Origin of the sequence: Mycobacterium botniense, from assembly GCF_010723305.1 — a bacterium.
Lineage (GTDB): Bacteria > Actinomycetota > Actinomycetes > Mycobacteriales > Mycobacteriaceae > Mycobacterium > Mycobacterium botniense.
The window spans coordinates 1,026,145-1,049,197 of the sequence record NZ_BLKW01000004.1 but is presented as its reverse complement, the minus strand read 5'-3'; the positions used below and the strand labels follow the sequence as shown (position 1 = coordinate 1,049,197).

Sequence of the window (23,053 nt, the reverse complement as noted above, 5' to 3'; positions counted from 1 at the left end):
ATTGCGCTACTCCTCCGGTTCCAGCAGCACGTCGGCGTCGAAACAGCTGTGATCTCCGGTGTGACAGGCCCCACCGACCTGGTCGACCACCAGCAGCACCGCGTCGCCGTCACAGTCCAGCCGCACCGAGTGCACGTACTGGGTGTGCCCGGAGGTGGCGCCTTTGACCCAGTGCTCACCGCGGGTGCGTGAAAAGTACGTCGCTTCCCGGGTTTTCAGGGTACGCGCCAGCGCTGCGTCGTCCATCCAGGCGACCATCAACACGTCACCGCTGCCGCGCTCCTGCACGACGGCGGTGAACAGTCCCTGAGCGTTTCGCTTGAGCCGCGCCGCGATCGCGGGGTCCAGTGTCATCGCACCGTGATCCCTTCCGCCGCCATCGCCGCCTTGACCTGCCCGATGGTCAGCTGCCGGAAGTGAAAGACGCTCGCCGCCAACACCGCGTCGGCGCCGGCGAACACCGCGGGCGCGAAATGCTGCACCGCACCCGCTCCCCCGCTGGCGATCACCGGCAGGCGCACCGCAGCGCGCACCGCACGCAGCATCGCCACGTCGAAACCGGATTTGGTGCCGTCGGCGTCCATCGAGTTCAGCAGGATCTCGCCCACTCCGAGTTCGGCGCCGCGGGCCGCCCATTCGACCGCGTCAATGCCCGTGCCGCGCCGGCCCCCGTGGGTGGTGACCTCCCAGCCCGACGGTGTGGGCGCCGACCCGGCCGGCACGGCGCGCGCGTCGACCGACAACACAATGCACTGGGAGCCGAACGAGCGGGCCAGCTCGGCGAGCAGGCCGGGCCGCTCGATGGCGGCGGTGTTCACCGCGACCTTGTCGGCCCCGGCGCGCAGCAGCGCGTCGACATCGGCCACGCTGCGCACCCCGCCGCCCACGGTCAGCGGGATGAACACCTGGTCGGCGGTGCGGCGCACCACTTCCAGCATGGTGGCACGTCCCGACGACGACGCGGTCACATCCAGGAAGGTCAGCTCATCGGCGCCCTCTGCGTCATAGGCGGCGGCCAGCTCGACGGGATCACCAGCGTCGCGGAGGTTTTCGAAGTTGACACCCTTGACCACCCGCCCGTTGTCGACGTCCAGACATGGGATCACCCGCACCGCGAGACCGTTACCGGCATACACGCTAGTAATCCTCCGGCTTGCCGGTGCTGCGCACGATCTCGAGCATCTCAGCGTGCACCCCCGGCGCCGCGGCCACGGCCGATCCGGCGTCGGGAGTCCAGGGTTCTCCGGCCAGGTTCGTCACGACTCCGCCGGCGGCCCGCACCAGCGCCACCCCGGCTGCATGATCCCACACGTGATCACCGAAACTTATTGCTCCGCCGAGGATCCCGTCGGCGACATAAGCCAGGTCGATGCCGGTGGCGCCGTGCATACGCAGCCGCGATGAGACCCGGCTCAGGTTTTCCAGCACGGCGAGCCGGTAGCGTCCCGGGAAGCGTCCCCGCCAGTCGGCGTTGAAGGTGCCGATACCGACAATCGAGACGGCCAGGTCGCTGGATTCCAGTGGTGGCTGCGGTGCACCGTTTTTCATCAGCGGACCGCCGGCCACCGCGGTGTAGCGCTGGCCGGTGAACGGCACCCAGGTCAGTCCCGCCACCGGCTCACCGTCGCGCAAGAGTGCCAACAGGATCGCCGCCAGCGGCGACCCGGCCGCGTAGTTGACCGTCCCGTCGATCGGATCGAGCACCCACACCAGTGACGAGTCGATCGCAGGACCGCCGAACTCCTCGCCGTGCACCTCGATTCCGGTGGCCGACACCAGCGCGTCGACGACCTGATGTTCGATAGCGAGATCGACCCGGGTCGCGAAGTCACCACCCTTCTTGGGGACCGCCGAATCAGCTCGGTGCCCAGCGATGAACGGCTCAACAGCGGCGTCGAGGATGGCCGACGCCTCGGCCACCAGCGCATCCAGGTCGGTCGAGTCCACTCTCATCGCACCGCCGCCAGCGCCTGGGGCAGGGTGAATCGCCCGGCGTATAAAGCCTTGCCCACAATGACGCCCTCGACTCCGCATCCCGTCAAGGTCGCGATGGCACGCAGGTCGTCGAGGCACGACACTCCGCCCGAGGCGATAACCGGGGCGTCGGTGCGTTCGGCGACTCCAGCGAGAAGCTCGAGATTCGGACCTTTCAGCGTGCCGTCTTTGGTGACATCGGTGACGACGAACCGCGGACAGCCTTCGCGGTCAAGACGTTCCAGAACTTCCCACAGATCGCCGCCGTCGGTCTCCCAGCCGCGACCACGCAACCGGTGCTGCCCGTTGATGATCCGCACGTCCAGACCGACCGCAATCTTGTCGCCGTGCTCCGCGATCACCCTCGCGCACCAGGACGGGTTCTCCAGCGCCGCGGTTCCCAGATTGATCCGGGCGCAGCCGGTGGCCAGCGCCGCAGACAGCGACTCGTCGTCGCGGATGCCGCCGGACAGCTCCACCTGCACGTCGAGGCGGCGCACGACATCAGCGAGCAGTTCGCGGTTGGAGCCGCGGCCGAAGGCGGCGTCGAGATCGACCAGGTGAATCCACTCGGCGCCGTCACGCTGCCAGCTCAGGGCCGCGTCCAGCGCCGAACCGTACTCGGTTTCGCTGCCGGCCCGGCCCTGCACCAAGCGCACCGCGCGGCCCTGGACCACGTCGACCGCGGGCAGCAGGGTCAGCGCCACGAGTCACCCCTTCGCACGAGCGTGGCACCAGCGACGCGTTGTCCGGGCGTTCGCGTCGCGCACTGCACTGTCGCGGCGATGCTCACAGGCTCTCGACCCAGTTGCTCAGGAGGGCAGCCCCGGCGTCTCCGCTCTTTTCGGGGTGAAACTGCGTGGCGGCCAACGGTCCGTCCTCAACAGCGGCCAGGAACGGCACATGATAACTCGCCCAGGTCAGCAGCGCATCGGGTGCACCGTCCCAGCGTTGCGCAGCATACGAGTGCACGAAATAAAAGCGGGTATCTGAGCTCAGTCCCTTAAACAGTGCGCTGCCCGGTGCGGGGTTCACCACGTTCCAGCCCATATGCGGGATCACCGGCGCCTCCAGCCGGGTCACCGCGCCCGGCCACAATCCGCACCCGGCCGATTCAGCGCCGAACTCCACACCGCGCGCGAACAGGATCTGCATGCCCACACAGACCCCCAGCACCGGGTGTCCGGCCGCGACCCGCTCACCGATGACCCGCTCGCCCCCGATGCCGCGCAGGCCTTTCATACAGGTGTCGAAGGCGCCGACGCCGGGCACCACGAGCCCGTCGGCGGCCAATGCCGCGCCGGGCTCCGCGGTGACGTCCACCGAAGCGCCAACCCGCTGCAGCGCGCGTTGCGCCGAGCGCAGATTGCCCGACCCGTAGTCGAGCACCACGACGGATTTGGTTCTCACAGCACACCTTTGGTGGACGGCACCCCAGTTGCGCGGGGGTCGGGTTCGACGGCTTGACGTAGCGCTCGAGCGATCGCCTTGTACTGCGCCTCGGTGAGGTGATGCGGATCGCGCCCATAGAGCACCCGCACGTGCAACGCGATTCGGGCATTGGCGGCCAGGGTCTCAAACACATGCCGGTTGATGACGGTGTGGTAGGGCACCGTCCCGGCGATCGTGACGTGTCGCAGGTGATCCGGTTCGCCGGTGTGCACGCAGTAAGGTCTGCCGGACACGTCGACGGCGGCGTGCACCAGCGTCTCGTCCATCGGGACGAAGGCGTCGCCGAACCGGCGGATTCCGGTTTTCTCCCCAAGGGCTTCCCGCAGCGCCTGCCCGAGCGCGATCGCGGTGTCCTCGACGGTGTGATGCGGTTCAATGTGCACATCGCCCTTGGCGTGCACTGTGAGATCGAAGCTGGCGTGGCTGCCCAGCGCGGTCAGCATGTGATCGTAAAACGGGATACCGGTGTCCACCCGGACCTGCCCGGTACCGTCGAGGTCAAGCTCGACGACGATTTCGCATTCGCGGGTGCTGCGTTCGACACGTGCGCGCCGGCCGCCGGCCACAAGACTGGTCACGGTGCTCCTAGTGATTGGGCTAATTGGGTGACAGCGACCTGGGCGCTGGCCTGCAAAAACGCGTCGTTCTCCGGGGCCAGTCCGATGGTGGCGCGCAGATATCCGGGGATGCCCACGTCGCGGATCAAAACGCCGGCCTTCAGGTAGTGCTGCCAGGCGGTGGGGGCGTCGGCGAATTCTCCGAACAGCACAAAGTTGGCGTCGCTGGGGATGACCTGAAACCCCATGCGGCTCAGCGCTGCCGTCACCCGCTCGCGTTCAGCGATCAGGGTGGCCACGCTGGCCAGGGTGTCGTCGGCGTGCCGCAGCGCGGCGCGGGCCGCGGCCTGGGTGAGCGACGACAGGTGATACGGCAACCGCACCAGCAGCATCGCCTCGACAACCGCGGGTGCGGCGATCAGGTAACCGACCCGCCCGCCGGCGAAGGCAAAGGCTTTGCTCATGGTGCGGGTGACGACCAGCGTGGTCGGGTACTCGTCGAGCAGTGTCACCGCACTGGGCTGCGACGAGAATTCACCGTAGGCCTCGTCGACAATCAAGATCCCGGGCGCCGCATCCAACAGCCTCCGCAGCTCCGTGAGCGAAACACTTTGCCCAGAAGGGTTGTTGGGACTGGCGATGAACACCACATCGGGCTGGCGGTCGCTGACGGCGGCGACGGCTGCGTCGACATCAAGGCCGAAGTCCGCCGCGCGCACGGCCTGCATCCACGTCGTGTGGGTGCCGTCGGAGATGATCGGATGCATCGAATAGGACGGGACGAAACCGATCGCGCTGCGCCCGGGTCCGCCGAACGCCTGCAGCAGATGTTGCAGGACCTCATTAGAACCATTGGCGGCCCAGATATTTTCGGCACCAAGTTGCACACCGGTTTGCGCCGACAGGTAGGCGGCGAGATCGGCGCGCAGGGCCAGCGCGTCACGATCGGGATAGCGGTGCAAACCGACGGCCGCGTCGCGCACCGACCGCACGAGATCGTCCACCAGCGCTTGCGTGGGCGGGTGCGGATTCTCATTGGTGTTCAACCGCACCGGCACCGCCAATTGTGGTGCACCGTAGGGTGTTTTGTTGCGCAGGTCCGCACGCAGCGGCAGGTCGCCGAGCCCGGGCGTCATCGTTCGAACCTCCGCCGTATCGCCTCCCCGTGCGCAGGCAGGTCTTCAGCCTTGGCCAGCGTGATCACATGGCCGGCGACATCTTTAAGGGCCGCCTCCGTGTACTCGACGACCTGTATGCCGCGCAAGAAGCTCTGCACCGACAACCCGCTGGAATGCCGGGCACCACCGCCCGTCGGCAGCACGTGGTTGGAGCCGGCGCAGTAGTCACCGAGGCTGACCGGGGCGTAGGGCCCAACGAAAATTGCTCCGGCCGAACGGATCCGGGCCGCCACCGCGGCCGGGTCGGCGGTCTGGATCTCCACATGCTCCGCGGCATAGGCATTGACCACCAGCACCGCGGCGTCGAGATCGTCGACCACAATGGTCGCCGACTGGCGTCCGCGCAGCGCCGCGGTCACCCGTTCGCGGTGCGCCGTGGTTCGCAGCTGGGAAGCCAATTCAGCGTCGGTGGCGTCGGCCAGGCCGGTGCTCGGGGTCACCAGCACACTGGCGGCCGCTTCGTCGTGCTCGGCCTGGCTGATCAGATCGGCAGCCACATGGGCCGGATCGGCGGTGTGGTCGGCGAGTATGGCGATCTCCGTCGGCCCCGCCTCGGCGTCGATGCCCACCCGGGAACGGCACAGTCGCTTGGCGGCGGTGACGTAGAGGTTGCCGGGCCCGGTGATCATGTCAACGGGCGCCAGGTCGGCGCCGTCGGTGTCGGTGCCGCCACAGGCCAGCAGCGCCACCGCCTGCGCGCCGCCCACCGCCCAGACCTCGTCAACCCCCAGCAGCCGGGCGGCGGCCAGGATCGTCGGGTGCGGCAAGCCACCGAAGGCCCGCTGCGGCGGGCTGGCGATCACCAGCGACTCAACGCCGGCGATCTGCGCGGGCACCACGTTCATCACCACGCTGGACGGGTACACCGCGGCACCGCCGGGCACATACAGGCCCACCCGCTGGACGGGGACCCACCGCTGGGTGACGACGGCGCCGGGCCCGACCTCGGTGGTGAGGTCGGTGCGGCGCTGGGCGGCGTGCACCGCGCGAACACGCTCGATGGCGACGTGCAGCGCATCGCCCACGCGGCGGTCCAGCGCGGCCAGTGCCGCGTCGAGCTCGGCGGAGGGCACCCGCACCGCCGGGGGCCGCACACCGTCGAACGCTTCGGTGTGATCCAGTGCGGCGTGCGCGCCGCGTTCGGCGACCGCTTCCACGATCGGGCGCACGGTCGGCAGCACAGCGTCCACGTCGCCACCACCGCGCGGCAATTCGGCCCGCAACCGGGCCACAGACAGCGCCACGCCCCGCAAATCGATGCGGGTCATCAGCGGAGACGACGTGTTCACCGGACCATTGTCCCAGAACGGCTCATCCCGATATCGTCGCGCATCGGTGCCGCAACCGATATTCGCCCATACTCGCGCAGACGAACGGAGCCGTCATGTCCGCTAAGGATCATCCCAATCACGCACCGGGTGTCCCGATGCTCTTTCCGCCCTGGTTGGAGCGTTTTCAGATCAGATATATCAACCCGATGCTGAAACCGGTCGCACGCTATCTGCCCGGCACCGCGATCATCAAACACCGCGGCCGCAAGTCCGGCACACCGTATGAAACCATCGTCACCGCCTATCGCAAAGGCCCGCTGCTGGCCATCGCGCTGGCACACGGGAAAACCAACTGGGTGAAGAACGTGCTGGCCGCGGGTGAAGCCGAGGTGCAGTTCCTGCGAACCACTGTGCATCTGACCAACCCCCGGGTATTACCCGCGGGCACCGCGAGTGCGGAGCTGCCGCTCATGGCCCGGCTGCAAGCACCCCGGGTCGGGATATTCGTGGCCGACATCAGCTGAGCGCGCTGCGTTGGGCGCGACCGGGGCGTGATCAGCGCGGCCACGCCCGTTATCCTGAATGGGCGGGGCGCAGGCATGACTCGTGATGAACTCGTCGCCTCGATCGTGGCAGCACGCCCCGGTCGCGATGATGTTGTGTACATCGAGCGCCGCGGCGGGGACTATCAGTGGCGGGTGATCGCCGCCCCCGGTGACGATGCCCCGGATTCCGCGCGGCCCGCCCCGTCTGCCGACGTGTGGATGTCGTTGTCGGCGGCGTGGCCGTTTGACGACCCGGCGCGGCTGCCCGCATTCTTCGAGGATCTGCTTGCCGAACTGGAGTCGATGGCCGACACGGCAGACCGGTGCCGCTGGCCGCTCGACCAGCCCTGGCCACACCAGCACTGATCGGCAGGTACGTCATGGACTATCGGATCACCGCCGACGAGCGCACCCGGTTCAAACGCTGCCGGCGGCAGTGGGATTTCGCCTCACCGCACCGACGCAACCTGCAGCCGGCGGGATTCGCCCCGCCTGCGTTGCCCACCGCGCTCAAGGACGCCCTGGCGGTCTACTACTACCCCGGCACCTGGGACTGGCAGCATGAGGTGACGCAGCCCTTGGTGCACAAGGCGCTCAAGCGCTCCCTCGACGATTGCGGCGCCGCCGACCAGTTCGAGCAGGGCGCGGCGGTGCTCGACTGTTATGACGCGTGGGCGAGCACCGTCGATGACTTCGCACCCGTCAAGGTCAACTGTGAGGTGCAGGCGATCGTGCCGGATCCCGCCGAGCCGGAGCGGGGCCTGGTGGTGCACGACGGATCGGCGGTCGTCTACCCGTGCCGGATCGATGTGCTGGCGGTGGACGCCACCGACGAATACTGGGTGGTCCGTCATCAGATCGTCGAGGACTGGCAGGAGCTGCACGTGTTGGTCCGCGACGAGGAGACGGTGGCCGCGTGCTGGGCCTTGGAGCAGGACTATCTCGGCTTGCGGATCGCCGGCACGATCCACAACGAAGTCCGCGTCACCGGCCCGCTGGACCGTCCTCCCGCCGGCTCGGTGACGACGCGCGTGCGCAAGATGGTCGCCCAGCACGAACCCAGCGGTGGCGGCCGGTCCCTGCCGCAGCATCAACGCGTCGCGGCGCAGACCGCCCGCAGCGGCGCGGTGAATCGAACCGAGCAGCGCACCGCGGGCATTCTGCGCCGGACCCGGATCCGCCGCAGCCGCCACGAGATCACCTCCGTCGGAGCGCTGATCGCCGCGGAGGCCCGGGAGATGACTGGCTGGCCCACGATCTATCCGACGCCGGCTAAGCACTGCCTCGACTGCGAATTCGCGGCACCATGCCTTGCTATCACCGAGGGCGCCGATCCAGAACCGGTGCTAGCGGCCAACTTTGAGTCCCCCGCCCCTGCTACGCCGAAACCTCGGCTGGGGCAGTCGACGTGGGGTTTCGGCCGGGGGGCCGCACCACCGCGCTGGTGAACACCGCCGTCGAGTCTGCGCTTCCAGTCGGGCTGATCGTCGCCGGCCTTCGCCGCCACCAATCATGGTGGCGGACCTACATATCCAAGCCGATGTCTAATACCCGCGCCGAATGCGTGAGCGCACCGACAGCGAGGTAGTCCACACCGGTTGCGGCGTAGGCCGCCGCGTTGTCGAGCGTGAGCCCCCCGGAGGACTCCAGCCTGACACGCGGTGCGCGGGTGTTTCGGCGCTGCACGGCCGTCTGAGTGTCCGCCACCGCGAAATTGTCCAGCAGCACCAGCAGGCCCTCCCATCCCGCGGCCTCGGTCAGCACCTCGTCGAGCTGGTCAAGCGAGTCCACCTCCACCTCGCACGGCAGATCCGGTGCGGCGGCGCGCACGGCGTGCAGTGCGGCGGCCACCGAGCCCGCGGCGGCAACGTGGTTATCCTTGATCAACACCGCGTCGCCGAGCCCAAACCGGTGGTTGACCCCCCCGCCGACGCGGACCGCGTATTTCTGCAGCACCCGCAGGCCCGGCAGGGTCTTGCGGGTATCACGGACCTGGGCCCCGGTGCCCCGCACGGTATCCACCCAGGCCGCGGTCACGGTGGCGATCCCCGACAGGTGGCACACCAGGTTGAGCATGGTGCGCTCCGCGGTGAGCAGCTCCCGGGTCTGGGCGTGCACCGTCAACAGCGGCGCACCCGCCGCCAGCCGGGTACCGTCCTCGACGCGGTGCACCAGGCGGTAACCGCCGGCGCCGAGCAGCTCGTCGAGCACCACCAGCGCGATCTCCACGCCGGCGATCACGCCGGGCTCCCGGGTGACGAGTGAGGCGGTTGTTGTCGCACCGGCGGGCACCGTCGCCCGGGTGGTGACATCGGGCCCGTACCGCAGGTCCTCGTCGAGGGCTCGGGTGACGACAGCGCGCGCCTCGGACAGCTCGCCCTCGGACAGTGGCATCAGCGCCGCTCCTTCTCATCGCTTGGCTGGGCAGCGTCGCCGCGGCGCCGGTCAGCACACCGGCACCGGCGTTTCGACGCGCACCGTATCCGGGTCACCGGCCAGTCGCACCACCGTGCTGCGGGCCTGGTCCGGGTCGGCATCCGGGTACTCTGCGCGGCGGTGACATCCCCGGCTTTCCTCGCGGGCCAGGGCCGCGGCCACCACCGCCCGAGCGGTCAGCGTCAGGGCCACATCCTCGAAGTCGGCCCGGCTCGCCGGGGTGCGACTCTGCCCGGCCCGCAGCGTGTCCGCCAGCCGCCGCAACCTGCCGGCCTCGCGGATCGCCGAGGCGTCCCGGCTCATCGCCGACTGCAGCTCGGCCCGCGCGAGCGCGGTCGGGGTGAACGGGTCGGGCACTCTCGCTCGTGCGTACCCCTCCGCCGCTGCGTGTGCGGCCGCCGCGCGTCCGGCTCGGCCCCCGACCACGAGACCTTCCAGCAGGCTGTTGGACGCCAGCCGGTTGGCGCCGTGCATTCCGGTACGCGCCACCTCGCCGGCGGCGAACAGGCCGGGCAGCTCGGTGTGCCCCCACACATCGGTGACGACGCCGCCGCAACTGTAATGTGCTCCGGGAGCCACCGGAATCGGTTGGCGCACAGGGTCGATTCCGGCAGCATGGCAAGCGGCGGTGACCGTGGGAAACCGGGACTCGAATCCTGCGATACTGCGGGCGTCCAGGAAGACACACGGGTCGCCGGTCGCCTTCAGCCGCGCGTCGATGGCCGCCGCGACCACATCACGCGGCGCTAAATCCCCCATCGGATGGATCCCGGCAGTGACTGGATCGCCTTCGGCATCAACTAATTTCGCGCCCTCACCGCGAACAGCCTCGGTGATCAGGGGGCGCCGGCCGCTGGTATGTGCGCTGAAGAGCATGGTCGGATGAAACTGGATGAACTCGATATCACTGATCGCAGCACCGGCCCACAGCGCAAGAGCGATACCGTCACCGGTACAGCCTTCGGGGTTGGTGGTCGTCCCGTACAGATGTCCCAGCCCCCCGGTGGCCAAAACGACTGACGGGGCGTGAATAACGCCGAGCCCATCGGCATTGACCACCACAACCCCCGACACCGCACCACCGTCGTGCAGCACCCGCACGACCACATGGCCGCCCCGGATGTCCAGCGCGGCCGCCGCGCGGTCGAGCACACGCTGGACCTCTGCCCCGGTGGCGTCACCGCCGGCGTGGATGATGCGCCGGCGCGAATGCCCGCCTTCCCGGGTCAGCACAAAGCGGCCCGGTGCCGATTCGTCGAACCGCGCGCCGGCACCGACCAATTCCGTCACGGCGCGATAGCCGTCCGCCACAATTGATTCCACTGCATCCGGGTCGCACAGCCCGGCTCCTGCGGCCAGCGTGTCCGCGATATGGGCTTCCACCGAGTCCTCTGTCTCGGGTAGCACCACCGCGATCCCGCCCTGGGCGTAGCAGGTGGCGGTTGCCCCGCCGGTCTGCTCGGCCTTGCTGAGCACCACGACATGACGGCCCGCCCGGTGGGCGGCCAGCGCGGCGGCAAGCCCGGCGACCCCGGTGCCGACGACGATAACGTCGGCCTGCTGCTGCCAGGCCACCCCACCGGTCATTCGCCGCCGCCCGGGTGCCCGATCTCGACCATCCGCTGGACGCTGCGCCGCGCCAGCCGCGCGGTCTGCGGATCGACATGGACCTCGTCGACGCCCTCGACCAGACAGCGCAACAGCGCCGCCGGCGTGATCATCTTCATGTACCTGCAGGAGGCGCGCTCATTCACGGCCCGGAAGTCGACCCCGGGCGCGGCATGGCGCAACTGGTAGAGCATCCCGACCTCGGTGGCGACCAGCACCTGCCGGGCCTGCGTCGCGCGGGCGGCGGCGAGCATACCGCCGGTCGACAGGATCTTCACCCGGTCCTGTGGGACGGCGCCTTCGTCGGCGAGATACAACGCGGAAGTGGCGCAACCGCATTCGGGGTGCACGAATAGTTCGGCGTCGGGATGGGCGCGGACCTGCTCGGTGAGCTCATCGCCGTTGATCCCGGCGTGCACATGGCATTCGCCGGCCCACACGTGCACATTCGTGCGGCCGGTGACGCGCCGGACATGCGCGCCCAGGAACTGGTCGGGACAGAACAGCACTTCGCGGTCGGGATCGATGGAGTTGACCACGTCGACGGCGTTGGAGGAGGTGCAGCAGATGTCGGTAAGCGCCTTCACCGCCGCGGTGGTGTTGATGTAGGACACCACCACCGCACCCGGGTGCTCGTCCTTCCAGGCTTGCAGCTCCTCGGGGGTGATCGAATCGGCTAATGAACAGCCGGCGCGCTGATCCGGGATCAGCACTGTTTTGTCCGGACTGAGGATTTTGGCGGTTTCAGCCATGAAATGCACACCGCAGAACACGATGGTGTCCTGGGGCGCTTGGGCGGCGATGCGCGAGAGCGCCAGCGAATCACCGACGTGATCGGCAACCTGTTGGATGGCCGGCAGCTGGTAGTTGTGCGCGAGCACGGTGGCATTGCGCTGCTTGGCCAGCCGGCGAATCTCAGCGGCCCACTGCTCGTCGCCAACCACCCCGGTGTAACCGGTGGGCGAATCGATGATGCCGGGAACGACGTCATCTGCCTGGTCATCGGCCCGTGTCCGCGTGCGATTCAGAACCGTCATCCGTGTTCCTTTCGCCCCGAGGAGGTTTTCGACTTACAATCGAAAACATGGCCCATGGTAGCACTGGCCATGAAGTGCTTGCGGTCGTATTCCAGGTTCGGCGCACCGAAACGGCGCCCGGGCCGCAGAAGCCGCAGCTCAACGTCCTGTTGTGGCAACGCGCACGTGAGCCCCAGCGCGGGGCGTGGTCGCTGCCGGGCGGGCGGCTGCGCGACGATGAGGACATCACCACGTCGGTGCGTCGTCAGTTGGCCGAAAAGGTGGATCTGCGAGAACTCGCTCACCTCGAGCAGCTTGCGGTGTTCTCCGATCCCGATCGGGTGCCCGGTCGGCGGGTGATCGCATCCACCTTTTTGGGCCTGGTGCCCTTTCCCGCCACCCCGGAGTTGCCGCCGGACACCCGGTGGCACCCGGTGACCGCGCTGCCGACGATGGCGTTCGACCACGGTCCGATGGTGGCTCACGCCCGCACCAGGCTGATCGCCAAGATGTCCTACACCAACATCGGGTTCGCGCTGGCGCCAAGAGAATTCGTCGTCTCCACCTTGCGCGACATCTACGGTGCCGCCCTGGGTTATCAGGTCGACGCCACCAACCTGCAGCGGGTCTTGGCCCGCCGCGGTGTCATCACCCCAACCGGCACCTTCGCCCAATCCGGGCGCAGCGGTGGACGTCCCGCGGCGCTGTACCGCTTCACCGAGTCGGCGCTGCGCGTCACTGACGAGTTCGCCGCGCTGCGCCCGCCGGGCTGAGCCCACACCGTGTGGACCGCCATCGCCACCCCGACTGGATTCTTAACCCTCTCTTAAGTAAGAATGCCCCGATGGACCTTGGCAGCCTGGCGGGAACCACCGGCGCGGAATGGATCGGCAAACCGCCCCATGAGGACTTGGACCGCGCCGCTCGCCCCCTGCTGCCCTCGGAGGACCCCTTCTACCAACCGCCCCCCGGCTACCAGCACGCCCTGCCGGGAACGGTGCTGCGCTCGCGCGAGGTTGAACTCGCGTATCTGGGCCTGATACCGCAGCAGCTCACCGCCATCCAGTTGCTGTACCGAACAACCGGGGTACACGGCCAACCCGGGGTCGCGGTGACGACGGTGCTCAGCCCCGCCGACGTCGCACCGGGCCGGGCCTGCCCGCTGCTGTCGTATCAGTGCGCGATCGACGCGATCACCTCACGCTGCTTTCCCTCGTACGCGTTGCGGCGGCACGCCAAAGCCCTCGGGGCTTTGTCGCAATGGGAGTTTGTGCTGATCAACGCCGCCCTGGCCGAGGGTTGGGCGGTCGCGGTTCCCGACCACGAAGGTCCCGAGGGACTGTGGGGTGCCCCCTACCAACCCGGCTACTGCATCCTCGACGGTGTCCGGGCCGCGCTGAACTCGGAGCGCACCGGGCTGACCGCGTCTGCGCCGGTCGCGTTGTGGGGCTACTCAGGTGGCGGGCTGGCTACTGCCTGGGCCGCGGAACTGTGCGCCGATTACGCACCCGAACTGGATGTGGTGGGCGCGGTGCTGGGGTCACCGGTCGGCGACTTGGCCCACACTTTTCGCCGGCTCAACGGCACCTTTTTCGCCGGCCTTCCGGCGCTGGTGATCGCCGCGCTGGCACATATCTATCCCGAGCTGGACCGGGTGATCCAGCAGCACACCACCGAGGAGGGCCGTGCGCTGCTGCGCAAGCTGGAGACCATGACCACGGTCGGCGCGGTCATCCGGATGGCCAAAAAAGACGTGGCCCGCTACCTGGACCGCCCCCTCGAGGAGATCCTGGCGATGCCGGAAGTCCAGCACGTCTTCGACGACATCAGACTTGGCACCGCGGTGCCGGCCCCGCCGATATTGATCGTGCAGGCCGTGCACGACTACCTCATCGACGTCGCCGATATCGACGCCCTGGCGAAGACCTACGCGGCCGGCGGGGCCGCCGTCACCTACCATCGGGACGCCTTCTGCGAACACGTGCTGCTGCATCCGCTGTCTGCGCCGATGACGCTGCGGTGGCTGAAGGACCGGTTCGCCCGCCGGCCGCTGACCAAACACCTGGTCAAAACGACATGGCCGACCATCTTCAACCCGGGCACCTATGTCGGCGTGGCGCGGCTGGGTGTGATCGCCGCACGGGTTCTCACCGGTCGGCGCGTGCACCGCCGCCCGCTGTGACCTCAGCCGCGGCTGTCCGCGCTGCTCGGCGCCGCGCTCGCGGCACTACTCGGCTGGGGCTCGGCGGCAGGATGTCCGCCGAGGTCATCGCGCGTGGCCGCGGCGGCGAACCCGGCGTACACCAACGCGGCCGCAGAGGCGGGCAGCAGCAGGGTTGCCGCGATCTGCAGCGGACCGCGACCGAAGAACACCGGTGGCGCCTGGGTGAAGTAGAACACCGGTTTGGCGTCGGTCAGCGGCGCTCGGCCAAAGTCCACCGCACCATAGCGCAGACGTACCAGTGCCGCCCCCACCGCCGCCGCCGCCGCGGCAGCGGCCACCAACCCGATCGTGAGCCCCGCGACCATAGCCGGACCCCGGTGTGCGCTCCACTGCCACACCAGCACCGGGGCCACCACCGCGACCACACTCAACAAGCCGAGCATCAGGACCGCCGCCACGAAAAAATGCTCGGGCTCGCTGCCCGGGTAGTCGTGCAGCAACTCACCAGTGTGATCACGTGCCACCACACCGTGGATCGGTGGAGCAATCCACGCCCACAGGCCGCCGATGAGCACACCCGTGACTAACAGCCCGATCACCACCACCGCGACCGCCCGAGTGCGCGACACGGCGGACACCCCATCGCGGGGGCGCGCCGTCATGACCGGGCCTCCAGATCGGTCGAGTCCACCCGCCCGTGCCGCGAACAGTGCGCCCACCAGCCATCAGGGCGGACCTGAACCACCATCCGGCGCCCGCACGCCGCGCAGAAGCGGGGCGGCTCCAGACCCAGCTGGGCCGCAGTCGGTACCGACGTGCCCGCGGGCGCCCCGGTGTAGACGTTGTAGACGCCCGCGCCGACCGGAGCCGGGAGATCTCGGACCACGGTTGTGAAAGTCCCTACAGGCTTGCGTTGAGCGCTTTGATCGGCATCCGCAGCTCGTCCAGCAGTTCCAGGTCAGCCTGTGCGGGGCGGCCGAGCGTGGTCAGGTAGTTGCCGACGATCACGGCGTTGATGCCGCCCAGGATGCCCCGTTTGGCGCCCAGGTCACCCAGCGTGATCTCGCGGCCGCCGGCGAACCGTAACACCGTGCGCGGCAGCGCCAAACGGAAAGCCGCCACCGCCTTGAGCGCATCGCTGGCCGGCATCAGTTCCCGCTCGCCGAACGGTGTGCCAGGCCGCGGGTTGAGGAAGTTCAACGGCACCTCATCCGGGTCGAGCTCAGCCAGCTCCGCGGCGAATTCAGCGCGCTGCTGCACTGTTTCGCCCATCCCGAGAATGCCGCCGCAGCACACCTCGATGCCGGCGTCGCGCACCAGCGACAACGTCTGCCACCGCTCCTCCCAGGTATGGGTGGTGACGACCTTGGGAAAAAACGAGCGGGCCGTCTCCAGATTGTGGTTGTAGCGGTGCACTCCCATCGCCACCAACTGCTGCACCTGCTCGGCGGTCAGCATGCCCAGCGAGCAGGCGATCTGGATGTCGACCTCCTTGCGGATCGCCTCGATACCCGCCGCAACCTGGGCCATCAACCGGTCATCGGGTCCGCGCACCGCGGCGACGATGCAGAACTCGGTTGCACCGGTTTTGGCGGTCTGCTTGGCGGCCTCGACCAAGCTCGGAATGTCCAGCCACGCGCTACGCACTGGTGATTCGAAAAGCCCCGACTGCGAACAGAAATGGCAATCCTCCGGGCAGCCTCCGGTTTTCAGGCTGATAATGCCCTCGACCTCGACCGCAGGACCGCACCAGCGCATCCGCACCTGGTGAGCCAGGGCCAACAGGTCTTCGAGCCGCTCGTCGGGCAGCTGAAGAACCTGCAACACCTGGTCGCGGGTGAGCCCCTTCCCGAGCTCGAGCACCTGTCGGCGCGCCACCGCGAGGACGTCGGTGTTGCTGTCATCGGCGGCCGGCCGGGTCATCGCCTGCGTCACGGGGCTACTCCCTCAACGTCTGGTGTGTTGTCGCGCGTCGTGAGCCAACCGGCTGGCGGCAGTCTGACGCGGACCGTGCTCAGGTTAGGGTAGCGGCGCGCGGTGGCGCGCAGGCGGCGTGGTCGGGCCGATGGCGGCCGTTTCGGAGGTCGAGCCGCCCATCCGGCCGTGGCGCGACGCCGCCGCTCGCCCATGCACACCCGCCCTTCAGCTGATCAGATTCTCGGTTTTGTTGTTGCCGTCCCAGCGGCGCAAACCGTCGATGCTGCCGCGGATCTCAGCGGGCCGTCCGGCCACCCGCAGGGCCCGCCCGAGTTGGGCGCCCTCGACGCGACGGGCCAGCGTGACGTGCGCTGTCCACTGACCGGGCAGACAGTTGGGCATCGGCGCGGGCGCCAGGTGCGGAAGACACCGCCGATAGACCTCGGCCTGTAACGCCAGCAGCTCGCTGCTGGGCACCACAAGCCGGGCGAGCACGACCTTGGTTCTGCCAAACACCAGCGGCGCGCCGACCACACAGGCCAGTGGCAGCCGCCGGGTGAGCGACGCCAGCAGAACGTCAACGTCGGAGTCGATGTGTTCGGCCACCACCATCGTCGCGTGGGGCCGACTGGCCGGCGCCTGGCTGGGTATGCCAGCCGCGGCAAGGTCGGCCCAGATGCGCCGCACAGCGGCTTCGGTGTCCGGGTCGAAGACCAGCTCGATCGAATGCACCATCAGCCGACCAGCGACGACACCCAGGCCGAGTCAAAGACCCGTGCGCTCATCGCGGCAAACTCGGCAGCCGCCATCGAACCGGCGCCCGCGGGCAGCGCGGCGCGCAGGGGCGCCAGCCGGGCCAGCGCGCACCGGTTGGACAGCTCGATCATTCCCGGCTGCGTTGGCCAGCTGCCGATGACCACTCCGGCGCACCCAACTCTCCGGTTGGCCAGCGCTTCCAGGGTTAACGCGGTGTGGTTGAGGGTGCCGAGTTCGGCGGTGGCCACCACCAGCATCGCGGCACCGAGATCCGCGGCGAGATCCCGCACCGTCACACCGCCGGCCGCCACCTCGACTAACAGCCCGCCCGCGCCTTCGACCAGCGTCAACCGGCCGGGCCCGTCCAGTCCCCGGATGAGCCGCAGGACCTCGGTACGGCCCGGCAATGCCCTCCCGGCCAACTGGGCCGCAGCCGCCGGCGCCATCGGCTGCGGGTACCGCGCCAGCCCGGCCAGCGTGTGCACATCGGACAACCGGGCCACCTCGGCCAGGTCGTCATCACCAACGGCGGTGCCGGTCTGCACCGGTTTGCACACCGCCACGTCGATCCCCGCCTGCAGCGCGTGGCAGGCCAGCGCAGCCGTAGCCACTGTCTTACCTACGCCGGTACCGGTACCGGTGATGAACAGCAGCGTCACCGGCGGGCCGCGGCGAGCACCCGCGTCAGCACGTGTCGGGCCAGGTCGAGATCACCGTCGTTTAGCGAGGCGCGTGCGGTGAGACGCAGCCGCGAGGTGCCCGCCGGCACGCTCGGGGGGCGGAAGCAGCCCACCCGGATGCCGGCGTCCAGGCATGCGGTCGCGGCCCGCAGCGCCGTCTCCGGCTCCCCGAGAATCACCGGCACCACCGCCGATTGCGGTGTCTGGGGCACGTTGCAGATCTCGGCCAGTGTCCGCGCATGGCGCAGCACCGCAGCCGGCCGCCAGGGCTCGGACTCGAGCACCCGCAGTGCGGCCATCGCGGCGCCGACTGCCGCCGGTGCCAAACCGGTGTCGAAGATGAGCGGGCGGGCGGTGTCGATGAAGTGCTCACGGACGGCTGGCGGCCCCAGCACAACACCGCCCTGGCTGCCGAGGGCTTTCGAGAGTGTGGCGGTGATCACCACGTCGGGCGCGCCCACCAGCCCCAGCTCCTGCAGCAGGCCGCGTCCACCCGCGCCGCGGACCCCGAGCCCATGCGCCTCGTCGACAATCAGCACGGCGCGGTGACGGCGGCACACGTCCGACAGCTGGCGCAGCGGCGCCAGCGCACCGTCGGCGGAAAACACCGAATCGGTGACGACGACGGCGCGTTCTTCGGACCGGGACGCCAGCGCGGCTTCCACGGCGTCCACGTCGCGATGCGGCGTCACCACCACCCGCGCCCGCGACAGCCGGCAGGCGTCTACCACAGACGCGTGCGAGCAGGCGTCGGACACCAGCAGCGCGCCCGGACCCGACAGGCCCACAACCGCCCCCAGGTTGGCGGTGTATCCCGAAGAGAACAGCAAACCTGTTGCGGCGCCCACGAACTCGGCCAGCGCCGCCTCGAACTGCTGGTGCAGCTCGGTGTCACCGGTGACCAGCCGCGAGCCGGTGGAGCCGGCCCCCCAGGTGCGCAGCGCCTGAACACCGCCCTCGATCACCTCGGGATGCTGCGACAGGCCCAGGTAGTCATTGGAGGCCAAATCCAGCTCGGTGCCGACAGCGGGGCGGGGCCGCAACGCACGCCGCAGCCCGGCCCGGCGGCGCTGCCGGGCCGCCGCGTCCAGCCAGGCCAGTGGTGAGGTGTCGACCGGTGTTCCCGAGAAAAGCTCCGTCATCGGCGTTCAGCCTACGAGGCGCGCAACCTCGACCATCGCGGAGGTGATCTGCGCGATCTGCTCCGGCGGGCAGATAAACGGCGGCATGGCGTACACCAGGTTGCGAAACGGGCGCAACCACACTCCGCGGTCCAGTGCCGCCGGGGTGGCAACAGCCAGGTCGACCGGCCGGTCGCATTCGATGACGCCGATGGCCCCGCACACCCGGACATCGGTGACATGCGGCACCGTTTGCGCGGGTCGCAGTCCCGCTGCCAGCCCATCGCTGATCTCGGCAACCCGCGACCGCCAGTCCTGCCCGAGCAGCAGCTCGATGCTGGCCACTGACACGGCGCAGGCCAGCGGATTGGCCATGAAGGTGGGACCGTGCATCAGCGCACCGGCGGGACCCGAGCTGATGGTGTGCGCGATCTCGAGGCTGCACAGGGTCGCGGCCAAACTCAGGTACCCGCCGGTGAGCGCCTTGCCGACGCACATGATGTCCGGGCTCACACCGGCATGGTCGGCCGCGAACAACTCCCCGGTGCGGCCGAAGCCGGTGGCGATCTCATCGAACACCAGCAGCACCTCGTGACGGCGGCAGATCTCCCGCAGATCAGCCAGATAACGCGGGTCGTGGAAGCGCATCCCGCCGGCCCCCTGCACGACGGGTTCCACCACCACGGCCGCCAGTTCGCCGGCGTGCCGGGCCAGTTGGGCCTCGAACGCCGCGCTGTAGGCGGGCTCATAACCGGCCGGCACCTGGGGCGCGAAGACCTGCCTGGCCAAGACGTCGGTCCACAGCGAATGCATGCCGCCGTCAGGGTCGCAGATACTCATCGGCGTGAAAGTGTCACCGTGATAGCCCCCCCGCCAGGTCATCAGCCGATGTTTGTCCGGCCGCCCGCGGCTGCGCCAGTACTGCAGCGCCATCTTCACCGCCACCTCCACCGCCACCGATCCCGAGTCGGTGAAGAACACCGTGTCCAGGCCGGCCGGGGTGATCTGCACCAGCAGCTGGGCCAGCCGGGCCGCCGGCTCGTGGGTCAAACCGCCGAACATGACATGGTTCATCGCGGCCAGCTGCCGTGTCAGCGCGGCGTCCAACATGGGGTGCCCATGGCCGTGGATCGCGGTCCACCAGGAGCTCATCGCATCGAGGACCTCGATGGGTGTGCCGTCGCGAACCACGGTCAGCCACGCGCCGCGGGCGCCGAGCGCTACCACCGGGGATACGGGTTCAGCGCCGATCGTGCTATACGGATGCCACAGATGGGCAGCGTCGATCGCCCTGATCTGCTCGGGGGTCAGCGCCGGCACGGAGTTTGAGCGTAATGCAGCCGGTCTCATCGGCCCGGCCGTGACGCTCGCCGGCTCTGCACCCACGGTGGGCTCCAGCGTGCCAGGCGCTCACCCACCCGCATGCCGGTCACCGCGCGTGACGAGGAAATCACGCGTGGGCCTTGCGGCTTGGGTTTTGGCCCCGGTCACCTTTGCGTCACGGTTCCACACCCAACCGACAACTGATCGAGAACTAATCGACAACTAATCGCCGCCCGACTCCCGCGTTGCTAGCAAATCCAGCTCTGTGTTGCCAAAGTGACTGTAGTGGCAGACGTGAATTGGAGGATGGAGTTCGAATGAGGCGCATTTACGCGGTCGCAGCTGGCCTGATCGCGTTGTTACTGGTGGCCGGGCCGGCCCCGGCGACTGCCGACACCACCTACTGGCCGGCTGGTTACCAGCAAGCCGTCGACTATGTGATCGCGCGTGCACTGTCCCAGCGGGGCGTGCCGTACTCCTATGGCGGCGGCAACGCCTTCGGCCCCACTCGCGGTATCGGCCCGGGCGTCACCACCGTCGGATTCGACGCGTCGGGCCTGATTCAGTACGCATTTGCCGGCGTGGGAATCAAGCTGCCGCGGTCGTCGGGCGAACAGTACAAGGTCGGTCGCAAGGTGCTGCCCGCGCAGGCGCGCCGCGGGGATCTGATCTTCTACGGCCCCGGCGGCAGCCAAAGTGTCGCGCTGTATCTGGGAAACGGGCAGATGATCGAAGCCACCGAACCCGCGGTCATGGTCTCAGCGGCACGCACCGCGGGCATGACGCCCTACCTGAGCCGAATCCTCGAGTCGTGACCGGAGGCGGCGAGCCGCACCGGCTGGTAGGCGGCCAGCGGCTCCGGTGACCCGCGCCGGGTTGGGTACATTGTCTGTCGATGCTGACCCTGTCCCCGACCAGTCCACCGGCGGCCACTGTGGAGCAGGCCGCGACGGGGAGCCGGAAGACGGGTTTTTATCGTCACGATCTTGACGGCCTGCGCGGTGTCGCGATCGCGCTCGTGGCGATGTTTCACGTCTGGTTCGGCCGTGTTTCCGGCGGCGTGGACGTGTTTTTGGCGCTCTCGGGTTTCTTCTTCGGCGGCAAGATCCTGCGCGCGACACTTAGTCCCGACTCGTCGCTGGCGCCGCTGCCGGAGGTGGTCCGGTTGGTCCGCCGGTTGCTGCCGGCCCTGGTCGTGGTGCTGGCCAGCTGCGCTCTGCTGACCATCCTGATCCAACCGCAAACCCGTTGGGAGACCTTCGCTGACCAGAGTCTGGCCAGCCTGGGCTACTACCAGAACTGGGAGCTGGCCAGCACGGTCGCCGACTATCTGCGCGCCGGGGAAGCGGTCAGCCCGCTGCAGCACATCTGGTCGATGTCGGTGCAGGGCCAGTTCTACATTGCTTTTCTGGCACTGATTTTCGGGTCCGCCTCTCTGGTGCGACGGCGGCTGGGCAGTCGGCTGCGGATCTTTTTCGTGGTTCTGCTCAGCGCTTTGACCGTGGCATCGTTCGGGTACGCGATCTGTGCGCACCAGGCCAACCAGGCGACCGCCTACTACAACAGCTTCGCGCGGGCCTGGGAGTTGCTCGTGGGAGCGCTGGTGGGTGCGCTGGTGCCCTACATCCGCTGGCCGATGTGGCTGCGCACAGTGACGGCGAGCGTGGCACTGGCGGCGATCTTGTCCTGCGGCGCGCTCATCGACGGGGTCAGACAGTTCCCCGGGCCGTGGGCGCTGGTGCCCGTGGGGGCCACCGTGCTGATGATCCTCGCCGCAGCCAACCGGCACGCACATCCCGGCACCCGCGACCGGATGCCGCTGCCCAACCGGCTGCTGGCGACCGCACCGCTGGTGACACTGGGTGCGATGGCCTACTCGCTGTATCTGTGGCACTGGCCGCTGCTGATCTTCTGGCTGTCCTACACCGGCCACCGCCACGCCAACGTCGTCGAGGGCGCGGCCATCCTGCTGCTCTCCGGGGTACTGGCCTATCTCACCCTGCGGCACGTGGAAGATCCGCTGCGGTACCGCGGACCGCACACCGCCGGCCGGCCGGAGCCGACGATACCCTGGCGACGGCGCCTGCGCCGGCCCACGATGGTGTTGGGGTCAGTGGTGGCGCTGCTGGGTGTGACCCTGACCGCCACGTCGTTCACCTGGCGTCAGCACGTCACCGTTCAGCGCGCCAGCGGCAAGGAACTCAGCGGGCTCAGCTCTCGCGACTACCCCGGCGCGCGCGCTTTGGTCACCCCGGTGCGGGTGCCCAAGCTGCGGATGCGGCCCACCGTGCTGGAAGCCAAACGCGATGTCCCGCCGTCGACCCGAGACGGATGCATCAGCGACTTCACCAATACCGCGTTGATCAACTGCACCTACGGCGATCACGACGCGCGGCGCACCATCGCGCTGGCCGGCGGGTCGCACGCCGAACACTGGCTGACCGCACTGGACCTGCTGGGCCGCATGCACCACTTCAAAGTGGTGACCTACCTCAAGATGGGCTGCCCGTTGTCCACCGAGGAAGTTCCGCTGATCATGGGCAATAACGCCGCCTATCCCCAGTGCCATGACTGGGTGCAAAAGACGATGGCCAAACTCATCGCCGATCGCCCCGACTACGTGTTCACCACCTCCACTCGGCCCTGGAACATCAAACCCGGCGATGTGATGCCGGGAACCTACATCGGGATCTGGCAGGCGTTCTCCGACAACAACATTCCGGTCCTGGCCATGCGGGACACGCCGTGGCTGGTCAAAGACGGCAAACCGTTCGAGCCCGCGGACTGCCTGGCCAAAGGCGGTAACGCCTCCTCATGCGGGATCAAACGCTCCGAGGTGCTCTCTGAGCGCAATCCCACCCTGGACTTCGTCGACCAGTTCCCGTTGCTCAAACCCCTCGACATGAGTGACGCGATCTGTCGCGCAGACATTTGCCGCGCAGTCGAAGGAAACGTGCTGATCTATCACGATGCTCATCACATCTCCGCCACCTACATGCGCACCATGGCCGGCGAGTTGGGCCGTCAGATCGGCGCGGCCACCGGCTGGTGGTGA

Annotated in this window: 23 protein-coding genes and 2 pseudogenes; 7 read left to right on the top strand and 18 right to left on the bottom strand. The window is 68.6% G+C overall.

The window, feature by feature from the left end; all coding sequences use genetic code 11:
• Positions 1-6: 6 nt before the first annotated feature.
• The 8 genes and pseudogenes from hisI to hisD all read right to left on the bottom strand — a co-directional run bounded on the left by hisI (position 7) and on the right by hisD (position 6,432).
• Positions 7-354 carry a phosphoribosyl-AMP cyclohydrolase gene (gene hisI / locus G6N08_RS14900; RefSeq protein WP_163758521.1) on the bottom strand — a complete coding sequence of 116 codons (348 nt, stop codon included), beginning with the start codon at positions 352-354 and terminating at the stop codon, positions 7-9.
• Entirely contained in the window at positions 351-1,136 is a 786-nt protein-coding gene (hisF, locus tag G6N08_RS14895; protein WP_163758519.1) for an imidazole glycerol phosphate synthase subunit HisF, read from the bottom strand. The genes hisI and hisF overlap by 4 nt, the downstream gene beginning before the upstream one ends.
• A gap of 1 nt (position 1,137) precedes the next feature.
• Positions 1,138-1,953 carry an inositol monophosphatase family protein gene (locus G6N08_RS14890; RefSeq protein WP_163758517.1) on the bottom strand — a complete coding sequence of 272 codons (816 nt, stop codon included), beginning with the start codon at positions 1,951-1,953 and terminating at the stop codon, positions 1,138-1,140.
• Positions 1,950-2,681, bottom strand: a complete 732-nt coding sequence (gene priA, locus G6N08_RS14885; RefSeq protein ID WP_163758515.1) for a bifunctional 1-(5-phosphoribosyl)-5-((5-phosphoribosylamino)methylideneamino)imidazole-4-carboxamide isomerase/phosphoribosylanthranilate isomerase PriA — start codon at positions 2,679-2,681, stop codon at positions 1,950-1,952. Before priA ends, G6N08_RS14890 begins: the two co-directional genes overlap by 4 nt.
• 82 nt (positions 2,682-2,763) lie before the next feature.
• Complete coding sequence (hisH, locus tag G6N08_RS14880; protein ID WP_163758513.1) at positions 2,764-3,384, bottom strand: imidazole glycerol phosphate synthase subunit HisH; 621 nt, start codon at positions 3,382-3,384, stop codon at positions 2,764-2,766.
• Positions 3,381-4,004: an imidazoleglycerol-phosphate dehydratase HisB gene (gene hisB / locus G6N08_RS14875; protein ID WP_163758511.1), complete on the bottom strand. Its 624-nt coding sequence runs from the start codon at positions 4,002-4,004 to the stop codon at positions 3,381-3,383. Before hisB ends, hisH begins: the two co-directional genes overlap by 4 nt.
• A pseudogene (locus G6N08_RS14870) lies at positions 4,002-5,119 on the bottom strand (histidinol-phosphate transaminase); the annotation flags it as partial. The gene hisB and the pseudogene G6N08_RS14870, both read right to left, overlap by 3 nt.
• Positions 5,116-6,432 carry a histidinol dehydrogenase gene (gene hisD, locus G6N08_RS14865; RefSeq protein WP_163760683.1) on the bottom strand — a complete coding sequence of 439 codons (1,317 nt, stop codon included), beginning with the start codon at positions 6,430-6,432 and terminating at the stop codon, positions 5,116-5,118. The pseudogene G6N08_RS14870 and the gene hisD, both read right to left, overlap by 4 nt.
• 113 nt (positions 6,433-6,545) lie before the next feature.
• Here hisD and G6N08_RS14860 point away from each other — a divergent pair, with 113 nt between their 5' ends.
• The 3 genes from G6N08_RS14860 to G6N08_RS14850 all read left to right on the top strand — a co-directional run bounded on the left by G6N08_RS14860 (position 6,546) and on the right by G6N08_RS14850 (position 8,425).
• Positions 6,546-6,956 carry a nitroreductase family deazaflavin-dependent oxidoreductase gene (locus G6N08_RS14860; protein WP_163758506.1) on the top strand — a complete coding sequence of 137 codons (411 nt, stop codon included), beginning with the start codon at positions 6,546-6,548 and terminating at the stop codon, positions 6,954-6,956.
• 75 nt (positions 6,957-7,031) lie between these two features.
• The gene (locus G6N08_RS14855) at positions 7,032-7,343 is read left to right on the top strand and encodes a hypothetical protein (protein WP_163758504.1); all 312 of its coding nucleotides are present in this window, start codon (positions 7,032-7,034) and stop codon (positions 7,341-7,343) included.
• Between the two features lie 14 nt (positions 7,344-7,357).
• Positions 7,358-8,425, top strand: a complete 1,068-nt coding sequence (locus tag G6N08_RS14850; RefSeq protein ID WP_163758502.1) for a hypothetical protein — start codon at positions 7,358-7,360, stop codon at positions 8,423-8,425.
• Between the two features lie 76 nt (positions 8,426-8,501).
• Here the strand turns inward: G6N08_RS14850 and nadC are convergent, their stop codons facing one another.
• From nadC to nadA, 3 genes are read right to left on the bottom strand one after another with little or no spacing between them, the layout of a single operon-like run.
• Positions 8,502-9,371 carry a carboxylating nicotinate-nucleotide diphosphorylase gene (gene nadC, locus G6N08_RS14845; protein ID WP_163758500.1) on the bottom strand — a complete coding sequence of 290 codons (870 nt, stop codon included), beginning with the start codon at positions 9,369-9,371 and terminating at the stop codon, positions 8,502-8,504.
• A 51-nt stretch (positions 9,372-9,422) separates the two neighbouring features.
• Positions 9,423-11,000, bottom strand: coding sequence for an L-aspartate oxidase (locus G6N08_RS14840; RefSeq protein WP_163758498.1), 1,578 nt, complete (start codon positions 10,998-11,000; stop codon positions 9,423-9,425).
• Positions 10,997-12,058 carry a quinolinate synthase NadA gene (gene nadA / locus G6N08_RS14835; protein WP_163758496.1) on the bottom strand — a complete coding sequence of 354 codons (1,062 nt, stop codon included), beginning with the start codon at positions 12,056-12,058 and terminating at the stop codon, positions 10,997-10,999. The genes G6N08_RS14840 and nadA overlap by 4 nt, the downstream gene beginning before the upstream one ends.
• Positions 12,059-12,105: 47 nt before the next feature.
• Here nadA and G6N08_RS14830 point away from each other — a divergent pair, with 47 nt between their 5' ends.
• Positions 12,106-12,810 (top strand): NUDIX hydrolase, encoded by a 705-nt coding sequence (locus tag G6N08_RS14830; RefSeq protein WP_163758494.1) that lies wholly within the window; start codon positions 12,106-12,108, stop codon positions 12,808-12,810.
• 71 nt (positions 12,811-12,881) lie between these two features.
• Entirely contained in the window at positions 12,882-14,219 is a 1,338-nt protein-coding gene (locus tag G6N08_RS14825; protein ID WP_163758492.1) for a lipase family protein, read from the top strand.
• A gap of 2 nt (positions 14,220-14,221) precedes the next feature.
• On the opposite strand, the gene G6N08_RS14820 is transcribed toward G6N08_RS14825, so the two are convergent.
• The 7 genes from G6N08_RS14820 to G6N08_RS14790 all read right to left on the bottom strand — a co-directional run bounded on the left by G6N08_RS14820 (position 14,222) and on the right by G6N08_RS14790 (position 20,025).
• Positions 14,222-14,863: a DUF2567 domain-containing protein gene (locus G6N08_RS14820; protein WP_163758489.1), complete on the bottom strand. Its 642-nt coding sequence runs from the start codon at positions 14,861-14,863 to the stop codon at positions 14,222-14,224.
• Positions 14,860-15,087: a biotin synthase auxiliary protein BsaP gene (gene bsaP, locus G6N08_RS14815; RefSeq protein WP_163758487.1), complete on the bottom strand. Its 228-nt coding sequence runs from the start codon at positions 15,085-15,087 to the stop codon at positions 14,860-14,862. The genes G6N08_RS14820 and bsaP overlap by 4 nt, the downstream gene beginning before the upstream one ends.
• Before the next feature lie 14 nt (positions 15,088-15,101).
• The gene (gene bioB, locus G6N08_RS14810; RefSeq protein WP_371869034.1) at positions 15,102-16,136 is read right to left on the bottom strand and encodes a biotin synthase BioB; all 1,035 of its coding nucleotides are present in this window, start codon (positions 16,134-16,136) and stop codon (positions 15,102-15,104) included.
• A gap of 207 nt (positions 16,137-16,343) precedes the next feature.
• Complete coding sequence (locus G6N08_RS14805) at positions 16,344-16,853, bottom strand: 2'-5' RNA ligase family protein (protein ID WP_163758485.1); 510 nt, start codon at positions 16,851-16,853, stop codon at positions 16,344-16,346.
• Complete coding sequence (bioD, locus tag G6N08_RS14800; protein ID WP_163758482.1) at positions 16,853-17,533, bottom strand: dethiobiotin synthase; 681 nt, start codon at positions 17,531-17,533, stop codon at positions 16,853-16,855. Before bioD ends, G6N08_RS14805 begins: the two co-directional genes overlap by 1 nt.
• Positions 17,530-18,696, bottom strand: coding sequence for an 8-amino-7-oxononanoate synthase (locus G6N08_RS14795; protein WP_163758481.1), 1,167 nt, complete (start codon positions 18,694-18,696; stop codon positions 17,530-17,532). Before G6N08_RS14795 ends, bioD begins: the two co-directional genes overlap by 4 nt.
• Positions 18,697-18,702: 6 nt before the next feature.
• Positions 18,703-20,025 carry an adenosylmethionine--8-amino-7-oxononanoate transaminase gene (locus G6N08_RS14790; protein ID WP_163758479.1) on the bottom strand — a complete coding sequence of 441 codons (1,323 nt, stop codon included), beginning with the start codon at positions 20,023-20,025 and terminating at the stop codon, positions 18,703-18,705.
• 290 nt (positions 20,026-20,315) lie between these two features.
• Here G6N08_RS14790 and ripD point away from each other — a divergent pair.
• Positions 20,316-20,804: pseudogene (gene ripD, locus G6N08_RS14785) on the top strand (NlpC/P60 family peptidoglycan-binding protein RipD); the annotation flags it as partial.
• Positions 20,805-20,893: 89 nt separating this feature from the next.
• Positions 20,894-23,053 carry an acetyltransferase SucT gene (sucT, locus tag G6N08_RS14780; protein ID WP_163758475.1) on the top strand — a complete coding sequence of 720 codons (2,160 nt, stop codon included), beginning with the start codon at positions 20,894-20,896 and terminating at the stop codon, positions 23,051-23,053.

Coding starts and splice junctions, on each gene's coding strand:
- hisI (WP_163758521.1), bottom strand. CDS start 354: ATGACACTGGACCCCGCGATCGCGGCGCGGCTCAAGCGAAACGCTCAG.
- G6N08_RS14890 (WP_163758517.1), bottom strand. CDS start 1,953: ATGAGAGTGGACTCGACCGACCTGGATGCGCTGGTGGCCGAGGCGTCG.
- G6N08_RS14860 (WP_163758506.1), top strand. CDS start 6,546: ATGTCCGCTAAGGATCATCCCAATCACGCACCGGGTGTCCCGATGCTC.
- G6N08_RS14855 (WP_163758504.1), top strand. CDS start 7,032: ATGACTCGTGATGAACTCGTCGCCTCGATCGTGGCAGCACGCCCCGGT.
- G6N08_RS14850 (WP_163758502.1), top strand. CDS start 7,358: ATGGACTATCGGATCACCGCCGACGAGCGCACCCGGTTCAAACGCTGC.
- nadC (WP_163758500.1), bottom strand. CDS start 9,371: ATGCCACTGTCCGAGGGCGAGCTGTCCGAGGCGCGCGCTGTCGTCACC.
- G6N08_RS14840 (WP_163758498.1), bottom strand. CDS start 11,000: ATGACCGGTGGGGTGGCCTGGCAGCAGCAGGCCGACGTTATCGTCGTC.
- nadA (WP_163758496.1), bottom strand. CDS start 12,058: ATGACGGTTCTGAATCGCACGCGGACACGGGCCGATGACCAGGCAGAT.
- G6N08_RS14830 (WP_163758494.1), top strand. CDS start 12,106: ATGGCCCATGGTAGCACTGGCCATGAAGTGCTTGCGGTCGTATTCCAG.
- G6N08_RS14825 (WP_163758492.1), top strand. CDS start 12,882: ATGGACCTTGGCAGCCTGGCGGGAACCACCGGCGCGGAATGGATCGGC.
- G6N08_RS14820 (WP_163758489.1), bottom strand. CDS start 14,863: ATGACGGCGCGCCCCCGCGATGGGGTGTCCGCCGTGTCGCGCACTCGG.
- G6N08_RS14805 (WP_163758485.1), bottom strand. CDS start 16,853: ATGGTGCATTCGATCGAGCTGGTCTTCGACCCGGACACCGAAGCCGCT.
- G6N08_RS14795 (WP_163758481.1), bottom strand. CDS start 18,696: ATGACGGAGCTTTTCTCGGGAACACCGGTCGACACCTCACCACTGGCC.
- G6N08_RS14790 (WP_163758479.1), bottom strand. CDS start 20,025: ATGAGACCGGCTGCATTACGCTCAAACTCCGTGCCGGCGCTGACCCCC.
- sucT (WP_163758475.1), top strand. CDS start 20,894: ATGCTGACCCTGTCCCCGACCAGTCCACCGGCGGCCACTGTGGAGCAG.